The 13458-nt window shown below is 41.8% G+C and carries 11 protein-coding genes; 4 read left to right on the top strand and 7 right to left on the bottom strand.

Translation table 11 applies throughout. The features are described from left to right. Positions 1 to 5 precede the first annotated feature (5 nt). The gene (gene garD / locus MHB41_RS04670) at positions 6 to 1583 is read left to right on the top strand and encodes a galactarate dehydratase (RefSeq protein WP_061109607.1); all 1578 of its coding nucleotides are present in this window, start codon (positions 6 to 8) and stop codon (positions 1581 to 1583) included. A gap of 38 nt (positions 1584 to 1621) precedes the next feature. On the opposite strand, the gene MHB41_RS04665 is transcribed toward garD, so the two are convergent. Continuing rightward, positions 1622 to 3034, bottom strand: a complete 1413-nt coding sequence (locus tag MHB41_RS04665) for a SpoVR family protein (RefSeq protein ID WP_034282259.1) — start codon at positions 3032 to 3034, stop codon at positions 1622 to 1624. A gap of 76 nt (positions 3035 to 3110) precedes the next feature. Next, complete coding sequence (locus MHB41_RS04660; protein ID WP_340899094.1) at positions 3111 to 4310, bottom strand: globin domain-containing protein; 1200 nt, start codon at positions 4308 to 4310, stop codon at positions 3111 to 3113. Positions 4311 to 4493: 183 nt separating this feature from the next. Here MHB41_RS04660 and MHB41_RS04655 point away from each other — a divergent pair, with 183 nt between their 5' ends. Continuing rightward, on the top strand, positions 4494 to 4925 hold the full coding sequence (locus MHB41_RS04655; protein ID WP_034282262.1) for an Rrf2 family transcriptional regulator: 432 nt from the start codon (positions 4494 to 4496) through the stop codon (positions 4923 to 4925). A gap of 159 nt (positions 4926 to 5084) precedes the next feature. Further along, complete coding sequence (locus MHB41_RS04650) at positions 5085 to 6560, top strand: catalase (RefSeq protein ID WP_070325647.1); 1476 nt, start codon at positions 5085 to 5087, stop codon at positions 6558 to 6560. A gap of 109 nt (positions 6561 to 6669) precedes the next feature. Here MHB41_RS04650 and MHB41_RS04645 read toward each other — a convergent pair whose 3' ends face one another. After that, positions 6670 to 6933 (bottom strand): YqzG/YhdC family protein, encoded by a 264-nt coding sequence (locus MHB41_RS04645; protein ID WP_224426432.1) that lies wholly within the window; start codon positions 6931 to 6933, stop codon positions 6670 to 6672. Positions 6934 to 7181: 248 nt separating this feature from the next. Between MHB41_RS04645 and MHB41_RS04640 the strand changes: the two genes are divergently transcribed. Continuing rightward, positions 7182 to 7430 carry a YhdB family protein gene (locus MHB41_RS04640; protein WP_024426598.1) on the top strand — a complete coding sequence of 83 codons (249 nt, stop codon included), beginning with the start codon at positions 7182 to 7184 and terminating at the stop codon, positions 7428 to 7430. A 376-nt stretch (positions 7431 to 7806) separates the two neighbouring features. On the opposite strand, the gene MHB41_RS04635 is transcribed toward MHB41_RS04640, so the two are convergent. From MHB41_RS04635 to glpD, 4 genes are all read right to left on the bottom strand, one after another. Next, positions 7807 to 8457, bottom strand: a complete 651-nt coding sequence (locus MHB41_RS04635) for a response regulator transcription factor (RefSeq protein WP_340899096.1) — start codon at positions 8455 to 8457, stop codon at positions 7807 to 7809. Continuing rightward, on the bottom strand, positions 8454 to 9599 hold the full coding sequence (locus tag MHB41_RS04630; protein WP_034282268.1) for a GAF domain-containing sensor histidine kinase: 1146 nt from the start codon (positions 9597 to 9599) through the stop codon (positions 8454 to 8456). Before MHB41_RS04630 ends, MHB41_RS04635 begins: the two co-directional genes overlap by 4 nt. 155 nt (positions 9600 to 9754) lie before the next feature. Next, complete coding sequence (locus tag MHB41_RS04625; protein ID WP_098676766.1) at positions 9755 to 11500, bottom strand: phospho-sugar mutase; 1746 nt, start codon at positions 11498 to 11500, stop codon at positions 9755 to 9757. Positions 11501 to 11694: 194 nt separating this feature from the next. After that, the gene (gene glpD, locus MHB41_RS04620; RefSeq protein WP_034282271.1) at positions 11695 to 13356 is read right to left on the bottom strand and encodes a glycerol-3-phosphate dehydrogenase; all 1662 of its coding nucleotides are present in this window, start codon (positions 13354 to 13356) and stop codon (positions 11695 to 11697) included. Between the last annotated feature and the right edge of the window lie 102 nt (positions 13357 to 13458).

The raw sequence follows: 13458 nt of genomic DNA, 5'->3' as shown, positions 1-13458 counted from the left end.
CGGATATGCTTCCTCTCCTCTTAAAAAGACAGCGCTTTCAAAGGAGTGATCTCTTGAATCAAAAAGCAAAGGAAGCACCCCTATATATTCAGGTAAGTTCAAAGGATAATGTAGCAATCATCGTAAATGATGGCGGACTACCAGCTGGCACCAGCTTTTCAAGTGGATTGACGTTAACTGAACGCATCCCTCAAGGGCATAAAGTTGCACTTAAGACAATTGAACAGCATGCACCAATTGTGAGATATGGTGAAATCATTGGATACGCTAACGAAACCATCATACAGGGAAGCTGGGTGAAAGAAGAGCTCGTTCAAATGCCAGCTCCTCCTCCTTTAGACAAATTATCATGCCTAACATACAGCGGTCCTCCGCTTAAAAAGCTTGATGGTTATGAATTTCAGGGATACCGAAATCCAGATCATTCAGTTGGTACTAAAAATATTCTCGGGATTACAACAAGCGTGCAATGTGTCGTTGGGGTTCTTGACTATGCGGTCAAAAAAATCAAGGAAGATCTGCTGCCGAAATATCCAAATGTGGATGACGTAATTCCCCTCCACCACCAATACGGCTGCGGTGTGGCCATTCATGCACCAGATGCGGTCATTCCGATCAGAACCATCCAAAACTTAGCCACACATCCGAACTTTGGCGGAGAAGTGCTCGTCATTGGATTAGGCTGTGAAAAACTCATACCATCACGCATTGTGTCAGAAGAGCGGCAAGACGATATTTTAACATTACAGGAGGAATCAGGCTTTTCTTCAATGATTACCTCCATTCTGAAGGCTGCAGAGCACAAACTAAAGAAACTCAATAGGCGGACACGCGTCCCATGTCCTGTATCGGATTTAGTGGTAGGCTTACAATGCGGTGGAAGCGATGCATTCTCAGGTGTAACAGCAAACCCCGCCGTTGGATATGCAGCAGACCTCCTTGTCAAAGCAGGAGCAACGGTTCTTTTTTCAGAAGTGACAGAAGTGCGTGATGCCATTCACCTATTAACTCCAAGAACTTTGAATGAAGAAACGAGGCAGGCACTTATACGGGAAATGAAATGGTACGACGACTATTTAAGCAGAGGTCAAGCAGATAGAAGTGCAAATCCTTCCCCAGGAAATAAAAAAGGCGGTTTATCCAATGTCGTAGAAAAGGCGCTTGGTTCTATCGCCAAATCTGGCACAAGTCCAATATCTAGTGTGATTGGGCCTGGTGAGAAAGCGGCCACCAAAGGGCTGATATTTGCTGCAACGCCGGCAAGCGATTTTGTTTGCGGAACACTGCAGCTCGCCTCTGGTATGAATGTACAAATTTTCACAACAGGCCGAGGAACTCCATACAGCCTAGCAGCAGCACCTGTAATAAAAGTTTCTACAAAAACCAGCTTACAGACACAATGGCCGGATCTTATTGATTTTGATGCCGGCCGTATTGCAACCGGAGAAGCAACAATCGAAGAAGTCGGTACAGACCTGTTTCATTATATACTAGATATCGCCAGCGGCCGGAAAGAAACATGGGCCGATCATTGGGGGATTCATAACGATTTGTGTCTATTTAATCCAGCCCCTGTCACATAAAAGAGATGTCCGTTTGAGGACATCTTTTTTTATGATCATTAAGCGAGATATTTCCTATGAACCCCTTTTCCATCATAAGAAAACATCACTTCTTTTCCTTCAAGAACTGACTCGATATGCACACTTCTTCCCCACAGCTGATATAAATACGGAAGGACTTTTTCTAAGTATTTCAGATCAAGTTCAATGCCTTCATACCAATGCTTGATATAAAGTTCGTTATTTTTTAAATAGTCGCCATCGATCACGGTCAAATAAGGAAAGCCGCCATTCACTCTCATACTGACTAACTGATCACGAACCGCCTTCCATTCTTTATCAATGACTTTATAGTCTCTCCCCTGCTTTTGAAACAAGTACAAGTCTTCTCTCATCACAAGGTCTTTCGTTAAGTAGTTTCGAATAAAGGAAATATCCGATTCAATTTCCCTGACTTCAAACATTTTACTGCGGCCAGATCCTTCTTTGACCCCTGCTTTTTTTAATTCTTCACATGGGTTGTTATAGCGTTCTTCAATATCTTCAAAAATTTTCAGCCCTAAATAGTAAGGATTGATGCCTGTTTTAGATGGCTGCACCACACCTGCATTTAATTTCGCAAACTCTATCGATTCACTTGAATCCAAATCAAGCTCCCGCATAATCCGCTGGTGCCAATACGATGCCCAGCCTTCATTCATAATCTTTGTTTCCAGCTGCGGCCAAAAATAGAGCATTTCTTCTCTCAGCATGGTAAGAACATCCCGCTGCCATGGCTCCAGCTCCCGGGAATGCGCTTCAATAAAGAGTAAAAGATCCTTTTCAGGCTTTGGCGGAAATTGCTTAACGGTTTTCTTTTTCTCACGCATTTTCGGCTCATCCATTCCCCACAAATCATCATAAGGCGTTTGACGTTTTGGTTTATCATCTTCACTTTCTTCATCGTCCATATTCCAGCTTAATTTTGATCGAACAAGAGACGGATCAATATGCTCCTGGATAGCCAATACGGCATCTAAAAAGGCTTCGACTTCTTTTGTTCCGTGGATATGCTCATATTCTTTGATCCGCTCTGCCGCTGCTGACATGCTTTCGACCATATCTCGTTTTGTGTTTTGGAAACGGCAATTATTTTTGAAGAAATCACAGTGTGCCAATACATGAGCCACAATTAATTTATTTTGAACGAGCGTATTGTTATCTAGTAGAAAGGCGTAGCAAGGATTTGAATTGATCACCAGTTCATAAATTTTGCTTAATCCTAAATCATAATGAAGCTTCATTTTATGAAATTGCTTCCCAAAGCTCCAGTGGCTGAATCGTGTTGGCATTCCATATGCACCGAACGTATAAATAATTTCCGCGGGACAGATTTCATACCTCATCGGATAAAAATCTAGACCAAATCCTTCTGCAATTTCTGTAATTTCATCAATCGCTCTTTGTAAAAGACGTTTTTCAGATACGCTCAAGGAAACCATCCCTCCTCATCGGACTTATCCCTACTATATGAGCGTATGTAAAAAAACATGATGTTCCGCCAACCGTTTAGACGACTTCCATTTCTTTTGTGGATTGCCCGCCAAATGCTTCGAAATGAATATTGCGCGATGGAATTCCAAGCTCTTTTAAAATATGAATGATCCCCTGTGTAAACACCGGGGAACCGCATAGATAAAATTGGCCTTTCCCTTCTCCGATCACCGATTGAAGAAATGGACGGTCAATGCGGGAAGACACTTTCTCAACAAGCTCACCCTTTCCAGACTGCGCAAATTGTTCGTTACATAGGATGATGCGCCCATGGGAAGCTGAAGCTAGAACGCGTTCAAACTCATTTTCAAAAGCATTTACATCCTTTAATCGATCTGCATGAATCATCGTGAATGTCTGGCTGTTTTGTGCGGCAGTTTTCACTAAACCAATCATTGGTGTGACACCAGACCCAGCACTGATGAAATAAACAGGCTCTTTTGTGTCTCCTTGCAAGCAGAACATTCCCTGCGGCATACTCACTTGAAGAACGTCCCCTTCTTCCATTTCATCATGCAAAAATGTAGACACATGACCGTCACGCTTCACTGTAATACGGTAATAAGATGGATGATGCTCGTCTGATAAGCTATATTGTCTGCTGCACATATAGGCTTCTCCTGGCATATCTGCCTGAACCGTAATGTATTGGCCTGCTTGATACAATGGCAGCTCTGATTCATCTTCTGGTACTAAATAAAAAGAGATAAGCGATGGAGATTCTTGCTTCTTTTTCTTAATCACAAACGGCTTCACATCTGCCCATCCGCCTGTCTGTTTCACATTTTCATCCATCATTTCTGCTTCTATGGTAATGAAAATATTCGCAATGATGTCATATGCAGCTTTCCAAGCTAATAAAGTGGCATCTTCTTCTCTTAAGCCAAACACATCTTTCATCGCTTCAATCAGGTGATATCCGACAATTGGGTATTGTTCTTTTTTGACCATGACACTGACATGCTTATGGGCAATTTGTTTGACCGCAGGAAGTAATTCCTCTAATCGATCAATGTGCAGTGCAGCTTGATATAGTGTCGCAGCAAGTGCCTCTGGCTGACTTCCGTTCATCAGATTTGTTTTATTAAATTGATTGAGCAGCTCCGGGTGCTGGCGAATCATATTTTGATAAAAAACAGTGACAAGTTTGGTTCCCTCGGCTTTTAGTAGAGGAGCTGATTGCTTTATTGCATTCATTTGATCTTTAGATAACATCGTCATTCCTTCTTTCAAAAGAAGTATTTTAAATACATCTTTATCGTAATGGATGACAGCCTCTAAAAGCAATATTTATAATACATGTTTTAAATGTTGTCACATTTTACACTTTCTCGAACAGTTTTTGTCTAAAATGTGTTACGATGATACAAAACTCTATTAGGTTTAGAGGTCGTCAAAATGAAACTTACGAATTACACAGATTTCTCATTAAGGGTACTCATTTATTTAGCTTCGAGAGAAAATAATGAACTGTCAAATATTCAGCAGATCGCCGATGTTTATGGCATTTCTAAAAATCATCTGACGAAGGTGATTTATCATCTTGGAAAACGCGGGTATGTGGAAACGATTCGCGGAAGAAATGGCGGGATCAGGCTTGGAAAAAGCCCAGAAAGCATTAATATTGGAGAGGTTGTCCGTTATACAGAGGATGATTTAGTCATGGTTGAATGCTTTGATCCAAAGAAAAACAGCTGCATTATCTCCCCAATTTGTTCATTAAAGCATGTACTTCATGAAGCACTCACTGCTTATTTAAGCGTTCTAGACCGATACACACTAAACGATTTAACACGAAACAAAGATGCTCTTAGAGAGCTCCTGCTTTAAGGCGAAAGAATTTATTCTTTCGTCTTTTTCTTTACCTTCTTGTAATAATAATTTATTTAAAATTATTATAAATAAATATTGACTATCATGTTTGATTCAATATAATTAGGGTATATAGATTGCTAGAAAACACTTTTTTGTTTACAGGAGGAGAAAAGAATGACAAATTCAAATCATAAAAATTTGACAACGAACCAAGGCGTGCCTGTTGGCGATAACCAAAACTCAAGAACAGCTGGTCACCGCGGACCTACCTTTCTTGATGATTACCATTTGATTGAAAAACTCGCACACTTTGATCGTGAACGTATTCCAGAGCGCGTCGTTCATGCAAGAGGTGCCGGCGCTTACGGTGTGTTTGAAGTAGAAAACAGCATGGAAAAACATACAAAAGCTGCCTTCTTAAGTGAAGAAGGAAAACAAACAGACGTTTTTGTTCGCTTCTCCACCGTTATTCATCCAAAAGGTTCACCTGAAACATTGCGTGACCCGCGCGGCTTTGCTGTCAAATTTTATACAGAAGAAGGCAACTATGATCTCGTTGGTAACAACTTGCCGATCTTCTTTATTCGTGATGCATTGAAATTCCCTGATATGGTTCACTCTCTCAAGCCAGATCCTGTAACCAATATTCAAGATCCTGACCGTTATTGGGATTTTATGACCTTAACGCCTGAATCCACTCATATGCTCACATGGCTTTTCTCTGATGAAGGAATCCCTGCAAGCTATGCTGAAATGCGCGGTTCTGGTGTGCATACATTTAGATGGGTGAATAAATACGGCGAAGCAAAATATGTAAAATATCACTGGAGACCTTCTGAAGGTATTCGCAACTTATCTATGGAAGAAGCAGCGGAAATTCAAGCAAACGATTTCCAGCATGCGACAAGAGATTTATATGACCGCATTGAAAAAGGCAACTTCCCAGCATGGGACTTATATGTTCAGCTTATGCCGCTTAGCGATTATGATGAACTTGATTATGATCCATGTGACCCAACAAAAACGTGGAGCGAGGAAGATTACCCGCTTCAAAAAGTAGGACGCATGACACTCAACCGTAATCCTGATAACTTCTTTGCTGAAACAGAACAGTCTGCTTTCACGCCAAGTGCATTTGTTCCAGGAATTGAGGCATCTGAAGATAAACTGCTTCAAGGCCGTCTGTTCTCATATCCTGATACGCAGCGCCACCGACTTGGTGCGAACTACATGCGCATTCCGGTTAACTGCCCTTATGCACCTGTACACAATAACCAGCAGGATGGCTTTATGACAACGACTCGTCCAAGCGGTCATATTAACTATGAACCAAACCGTTATGCCGATCAGCCAAAAGAAAACCCTCACTACAAAGAAAGTGAGCCAGTTCTTCACGGTGACCGTATGGTGAGACAAAAAATTGAAAAACCGAACGATTTCAAACAAGCTGGAGAAAAATATCGAAGCTACTCTGAAGAAGAGAAACAAGCATTGATTAAAAACCTAACAGCTGATTTGAAAGATGTGAATGACCAAACAAAATTACTTGCAATCTGCAACTTCTATCGTGCCGATGAAGATTACGGCCAGCGATTAGCAGATTCACTTGGTGTGGATATTCGCGCTTATCTTCAAGGTAGCATGAAGTAATTCCATTTCGAAAAAATTGTTGGACAAAGGGCTAAAATGATCTTTATTTTAGCCCTTTGTCTTTTTTGACTGAACGCCTCGAGCACCCTTTACAAAAAAAGGTGCTTCTTTATAGTCGAAACACGTTAATACTAATCAAATGACCAGTCACCGGATGAAAATAAATTTCTGCATGTGCGGCAAAGCGAGTTGACCCTTCCTTTACAGTGACGCGAAACACATCTTTTGTCTGCTCATCATTCACTTCTGTCCGGCCAATGTAATGATAATCATTTAATGCGGCACCTTTATATTCATCTTTAAACGCTGTGTACGCAAGTCTTTCCCAATTTTCAAACGGCTGCACTGCTGCTTTTGATGCAGGATGAATCATCAAACTGCCAAGCAAAACGATTCCTGCTGCAATAAGCATCCACCATTTCGGCTGCATGATATCATTGAACTCACTTTCATATATGTTTTGTTTAGGTTTAGCAAGCCTGTCCTTTTTCATACATGAAGCAATTATTCAGCCTATAATTCCCGGTACACGATTGATGCGGACACCAACTTTTCCCCTGAAAAAGTCGATATGATCCGAGCAAACTAATGAAGACTTCTCAAGGGAAAGGAGAAGGTTTAATGAATGTGGCGGATTATGATAAAGCACTTTATTATACGCATCGCTCGCAATGGGATAATTTACTTATTCTTATGGTACGTACGCAAGATGATTTGCTCTCGAAACGTATTGAGCATTTCTTACATGCGTATCAATTTAACCGGAACGATGCAGATGTTGAAAAATGTTTATATGGGCTCCTGCAGTACATTGATCATGCTTCAGAGGCTGCTGCTTCTGAAGTTTATTCACAACCGATGTACACATAAAGAAAAAGGGCTAAAATGAATTTTTTTAGCCCTTCCCTTTTACATACAATTAGCAGTGCGCTGTAATGGGAAGCGTTAGAGTTAATGTATGGATCGCAAGCTTATTCAAGTTCTCTTTTAATTTGTCATCATCATGACGAAAATCACTTACTAATTCATATGCCTCACTAGATCCCCTCCTATTTTACATTCACCTGTGATTGACCGGTTCATCCCCTCCTTTAAAATAAAAAAAGACTTGATAAGCATACACTCATCAAGTCTTTTTTGGTTTTTCTATTAGAAATTAGACTGTTCATGCTTCTCTTTTTTTTTTCAATTCATTGAATTGAATATGCGCTTAAAAGTTTTAGCATGACGTCTAGATCTCCTTCTGTCATAGCAGCTCTTTCGGCTGATTTTTTTGATAATCCACTGCATACAGAGCCGCTTGGGTTCGATCTGTCAGCTCTAATTTTGATAATACATGAGATACGTGCGTTTTGACAGTTTTTTCAGAAATAAACAGCGATGAGGCAATTTCTTTGTTGCTTTTGCCTTTTGCAATCTCAAATAAGACATCTCGCTCTCTATTGGTGAGCTCTTTCATCAATGCCCATTTCTGCTCTTTTGGCTCTGTCAGATGCTGCACAAGAAAGGTCGTGATATGACCATCTAACTGGTAGGTGCCATTTTGAACTTCAATCATGGTCGAAAGCAGCTTTTCTGGTGCTACATCCTTTAATTGATAGGCTTTCGCCCCTGCTTGAATGGCGGGAATGACATAATCTTTATCCGCATAGCTTGTCAGGATCACAATGCGGGAGTCCGGCATTTCCAGCGTCATTTGTTTCGTTGCCTCAATGCCATTCATTACAGGCATAGACAAATCCATTAAGACAATGTCAGGCCGGGTTTCTCTGACAACCTCTAATGCCTCTTGCCCATTGGACGCCTCACCAACGATGTCCACATCAGACTGTGTCTGCAAGAAAAACACAAGCCCTTTTCTCACAATATGATGATCATCTGCAATGACAACTCTCATGACGATCCCTTCCTTTCTTGTGAAAATGGCACTTTTACATGAATCGTAGTTCCTTTACCTAACTCTGAATGGATACAAAATGTACCACCTGCTCTTCGGATGCGGTCAGACATCCCTTTCAGCCCAAGTGAAGGAAGGCTCATCTGCTCGTCATATTGAAAACCTTTTCCGTGGTCAATGATTTTCATCTCCAACGTGTCTTTTGATTGCTCAAGCTTGACCTCGACTTCTTCTACTTCCGCATGTTTTTGACAGTTATTGAGCGCTTCTTGACATACCCGAAACAAAGTTTCATTGTGAGAATGGTCCATTTCTATACAGCCTGATAAAGATAAAGTGCAGCGTAATCCTAAAAGCTGTGCATACTCTTCAATTGCTGTCGTAAACCCTTTTTCAAGGCCTCTGGGTCTCAGCTGCCAAATAAGTGACCGCATTTCAATCAGAGCATCTTGTGACAAATGCTGAATAAAATCAATCATTTCCCCTAGATGTTGATCGCTTGTCATTTGCCGTGCAGCCTTAGCAGTCAGACTCACAGAGAACAGCATTTGGTTGACAGAATCATGCAAGTCCTGTGCGAGCCGGTTTCTTTCTTCCAGAAGTGCGTGCTGCTGTTCATTTTGCACAAGCTTCATCCGCTGAATGGCGGTGCCAATTTGAAGTGCAATGCTTTCAAGCAAATTCAGCTCCTCTTGCGTAAATGTGACTTTTCCTTTTGCCGCCACATTTAATAAGCCGAACGTACGCTTACACGCTTTTAGCGGTACAGTCGCATGATGAGTAATTCCTTCTGTATCCCCAAACTTTTCTTCAATTGCCGTTTCAATCCGTTTGCAGTTAATAATATTGGTGGCTGATTGCAGCGAGCCTTTTGTGTATCGGTTGATGCAATAACAATCATTTTGACACATGAGCTGCTTTTGATGCTTTGCAAGTGCTTCAGGTAAGGAAACCTCTGCCATCAGTTCATATGACCCGTCTTTTTCTATAAAATAAATCCATGCTGAATGAAAGCCTGTGACATCCATCAGCATATGGAGCACTTCATGGAGCGTTTCTTTCATTTCCATGCCTTCATTTAGCTTTTCAGCAATTTCTTTTAACGTTTTTAATGTTTCAACCTTCTCTTGGTATTCTCCCATACTGTTTACCCCCGGCATTTGCAGCCTTCACTTATCATTACGCTCATTATACCATGAGCCCCCTCGTCGCTCTTTCTCCAAAAGAATGATTTCTTCTCATCCTTTTGGCTGAGAAAAGGCCATCATGCATTCATACACGATGGCCTTGTCTTTCGTTATTTCGCTGTTTCTTCCACAATATCATAAACGACTTTCATCACTTCTTCTGACAAATGCTTTAGCTTTTCTTCACTATCTGTTAAAGACGTGCCTTTGACTGCAATATAAAATTTCACTTTAGGCTCAGTGCCGGAAGGTCTTAAGCAGAACCACGAACCATCCTCAAGGAAATATTTCAGCACATTTGATGCTGGCAGGTGAATGGTTTCCTCTTTCTTTTCAGCCACAAGTTGTCTTTGACTTGATTGATAATCCTCAATCACTGTGATGCGCTGCCCTGCGATGGCAGCTGGCGGATTTGTTCTAAAGGTATGAAGGATCGCTGAAATCTGCTCTGCTCCTTCTTTTCCTTTTAAGGTTAACGACTTTAATCCTTCCCGGTAAAATCCAAACTGCTTGAAAATATCAACAAGCGCATCGTACAAGGACTTGCCCTGCTTTTTATAGAAAGCAGCAACTTCAACGGCTAAAAGTGCCGCTTGCACCGCATCTTTATCTCGGGCAAAGTCACCGATCAAATAGCCATAGCTCTCTTCATAACCGAATTGAAACGTGTATTCTCCGCTCTTTTCAAACTGCTTAATTTTTTCTCCAATAAATTTAAAGCCTGTGAGTGTGTCTATCGTGTCGGCACCAAAAGCTGATGCTACAGCGCGCCCAAGCTCACTTGTGACAATGGTTTTCATCACAACGGGACGAGGCGGCAATTGACCCAGCTTTTGTTTTTCAGACAATAAATAATGAAGCAGCAGGGCGCCTGTCTGGTTGCCTGTTAAGACGGTAAATTCTCCTTCGTGATCTCTGACCGCAATGCCTAACCTGTCAGCGTCTGGGTCTGTGGCAATGAGGATATCTGCATTTTGTTTTTCACCAAGCTTAATGGCGTACTCAAATGCTGCATGCTCCTCTGGATTCGGCGAGGTCACTGTTGAGAATTGTGGATCTGGTTTTTCCTGCTCAGGCACAACAGTGACATGCTGATATCCAAGAGCCTGCAGCCCGTTTCTGACAGGGTGATTGGCTGTCCCATGAAGCGGAGTAAACACGACTTTGACATCGACCTCATGTGCCAGCTCAGGGTGCACACTAATGGTTTTTAATTTTTCAATATAAGCATGGTCGATTTCTTCTCCGATTATTTTGATCAGCCCTTGCTGTTTCAACGTTTCTTCAGAATCAACTGAAATCGACAGTTCATTTTCAATTGCATCTACTTCTTGAATGACTTGATCTGCTTCAAATGGAGGCAGCTGCCCGCCATCTTCACCATACACTTTATAGCCATTATATTCTGGTGGATTATGACTTGCTGTCACGACGATTCCAGCAAATGCATGCAGCTCACGAACCGCAAAGGAGAGCTCTGGTGTCGGACGCAATTCATTAAATACGTACGTTTGAATGCCCTGTGAAGCAAGTGTTCTGGCTGCTTCCATTGCAAATTCAGGCGATTTATGGCGTGAATCATATGCAATGGCGACGCCTCTTCTTTTTGCATCCTCTCCATGTTTCGCAATATACGCAGCAAGACCTGCTGATGCTTTACGAACAGTGTACACATTCATTCGGTTCGTGCCTGCACCAATCTCACCGCGCATTCCTCCAGTGCCGAACTCAAGGTTTTTGTAGAAACAGTCTTCAATGGCCTGGTGGTCATCTTGATGCGTCTCCAGCCATTCCTTTAGTTCAGTATCCAGGTGCTTCTCATTGATCCATCGCTCATAATTCGTCTTCCAACTCATGGTCGTCCTCCCCAGCTCTTATCATCAATAAAATAACATCTACTGTTATTTTATATGGAATCATCCTTTATGTCATGCTATATCATTAGCAGTTGGAAAAAATGCTGCACAAATAAAAAAAGCCGATACATGATCGGCTTTCAGTTTGTTCACAAAGGGTTAAAATGATCTTGCTTTAGCCCTTTGTCTTCTTTTTATTCAGCATCAAGCGGTACGACTGCTTCATGGAATAGTTGATCTAATTCTGTTTGATATTTCTGTTTTGCTGCTTCATCCCAGCCAAAACGTTCTGCCATATAATCGATGACTGGCTGTGCATATTTTTTTGCCCAATTGATATTAAATAATAGGCTTCCTGTTCTTCTTAAGAAGAAGTCAACAGGAGTAACGGCTAATTCTTCTTCAATCGCATAGACAAGCTCTGCCAGTACATACGCTGGAATATTTCGTTTGTCTGCTTCCCCTTGAAGCTGCTCGACACGTTTGAAGAGACTGCTGACATTTGAACCATATTTTTCAGCTAGTTTTTGTGCAATCGGTTCTGTTAAACCAACAGATGCTCCTTCTGCTGTTTTCGCTTGAACAAAGGCTGCCATGTTTTTAGATCCGCCTACATGGCCGCCTGAGATTGGCATATGTTTTGTTTTACATGGTCCATAATCTTTGCCCGTTTCCTGTTTCAGTCCATCACGTACTAGATCGACAATATGCTCAGCCATTTTACGGTAGCCTGTTAATTTACCGCCAGCAATGGTGATTAAGCCTGAAGATGATGTCCACACTTCATCTTTACGAGAAATTTCTGAAGGATCCTTGCCCTCTTCATGAATGAGCGGACGAAGACCGGCCCAATTGGATTCTACATCTTTTTCTGTAATATTGAGATCAGGGAACATGTACTGAATCGCTTGGATGACATAGTCACGATCGGCCTTTGTCATACGCGGGTGCTCCAGCTGTTTCTTGTACACTGTATCTGTTGTTCCAACGTACGTTTTGCCTTCTCTTGGAATGGCAAAGACCATACGTTTATCAGGTGTGTCAAAGTAAATCGCTTGTTTTAATGGAAAGACCGATTGGTCAAATACTAAGTGAATTCCTTTTGTATGCTGTAAATGTTTTCCTTCTTTTGAGTGGTCCTTGTCTCTCAGCTGATCTACCCATGGACCTGTCGCATTGACGATCTTCTTCGCATACACATCGTAGGTTTTCTGTGTCATGACATCTTCAATGACAACACCAACCACTTTGCCTTTATCATAAATAAATTCTTTTACTTTCGCATAGTTGACCGCCTCCGCTCCAAATTTCACAGCCTCTTTCATGACTTCGATTGTGAGGCGTGCATCATCTGTACGGTATTCAACATAGTAGCCGCCGCCTTTTAAGCCGTCCTTTTTGACAAGCGGTTCTTTTTCAAGTGTTTCTTTTGCACTTAGCATGCTTCTGCGTTCGCTATGCTTTACGCCAGCTAAAAAGTCATACACTCTAAGCCCAATAGAGGTTGAAAACTTACCAAATGTCCCGCCTTTATGCATCGGAAGAAGCATCCATTCTGGCGTTGTGACATGAGGACCATTTTCGTATACAATGGCACGCTCTTTACCGACCTCTGCGACCATTTTCACTTCAAATTGTTTTAAATAACGAAGTCCGCCGTGCACTAGTTTCGTTGAGCGGCTAGACGTACCTGCAGCGAAATCCTGCATTTCTGCAAGACCGACACGCATTCCGCGTGAAGCCGCGTCAAGTGCTGTACCAGCGCCTGTTATACCCCCACCAATGATAAACACATCATATGGTTTTTTTGTCATTTCCTGCAGCATTTGTTCTCTTTCTAAGCTAGAAAAAGTCATCTCTTGTTCCTCCCATGTTGTACGGTAAAGAAAAAGAGACCGCAAACACCCAAAGCGTATTTCTACACTTCGGTGCCTGCGGTCTCTCCAGTTCTCCAACCG

The organism is Bacillus sp. FSL H7-0578, from assembly GCF_038630855.1.
GTDB lineage: Bacteria > Bacillota > Bacilli > Bacillales > Bacillaceae > Bacillus > Bacillus safensis.
Note: the sequence above shows the minus strand (reverse complement) of the source record. Positions and strands in the feature narration are given on the sequence as shown.